The sequence below is a fragment of the Vibrio sp. 1580 genome, assembly GCF_033340055.1.
In genome coordinates, this window is the sequence record NZ_JAWOVT010000061.1 from 1 (window position 1) to 1,201 (window position 1,201).

The 1,201-nt window shown below is 48.8% G+C and carries 1 protein-coding gene; it reads right to left on the bottom strand.

All coding sequences use genetic code 11. From position 1 onward, the window contains the following. Window positions 1-1,201, bottom strand: a 1,201-nt coding sequence (locus R7093_RS24005) for an NAD(P)/FAD-dependent oxidoreductase (RefSeq protein WP_318146859.1), incomplete at both ends; no start/stop codon positions are given.

Genomic DNA, 1,201 nt, shown 5'->3' on the forward strand with positions numbered 1-1,201 from the left:
TATGCATTTTCCATTGCTGCAACGATGTCACGCGCAACCGCCTCTGCGACTTTAATACCATCGATACCAGCAGAAAGAATACCACCAGCGTAACCTGCACCTTCACCCGCAGGGTAGAAGCCTTTTAAGTTTACACTTTGGAAATCTTTACCGCGCTTAATGCAAACTGGTGAAGAGGTACGAGTCTCAACGCCAGTCAACAGGCCATCTTCAGATGCAAAACCTTTGATCTTACGGTCAAAAGCAGGAATGGCTTCACGAATCGCTTCTACCGCAAATGGAGGCAGCGCTTTCGATAAGTCTGTGAGCTTAATGCCCGGCGTGAAAGATGGCTCAACATCACCAAGTTGACTTGGATCGCGACCTTTCAGGAAGTCACCGATTTTCTGTGCTGGCGCATCGTAGTTTTCGCCGCCTAGTTTGTAAGCGTTAGATTCAAGTTCACGTTGGAAACGGATACCCGCTAGAGGATCACCCGGGTAATCCACCTCAGGAGAGATACCCACAACAATCGCACTGTTTGCGTTACGCTCTGCACGAGAGTATTGGCTCATGCCGTTCGTCACTACGCGACCTTCTTCAGATGTCGCCGCAACAACAGTGCCGCCTGGACACATACAGAAGCTGTACACGGTACGACCATTTTTACAATGGTGAACCAGTTTATAATCCGCAGCACCAAGAATTGGGTGACCCGCATTTGGACCAAAACGCGCTTCGTCGATCAGCGATTGCTTGTGCTCGATACGGAAGCCAACCGAGAATGGTTTCGCCTCCATGTACACACAGCGCTCGTGCAACATTTCAAATGTATCACGCGCACTGTGACCAACAGCCAATACCACGTGACGAGATTTGATCTCTTCACCGTTTGACAATGTCACGCCTGTGATTTGACCGTCTTCCATATGAAGATCATCAACACGAGTACTAAAGCGAATTTCACCACCTAGCTCGATGATAGTCGCACGCATTTTCTCGATCATCGTTACCAGCTTGAAAGTACCGATGTGAGGTTTACTTACGTATAGAATTTCTTCTGGTGCGCCAGCCTCAACAAATTCAGTGATCACTTTGCGACCGTAGAAGTTTGGATCTTTCACTTGGCTGTACAGCTTACCGTCAGAGAACGTACCCGCACCGCCCTCACCAAACTGTACGTTTGATTCTGGGTTTAGCGTGCGTTTACGCCAGAAACCGA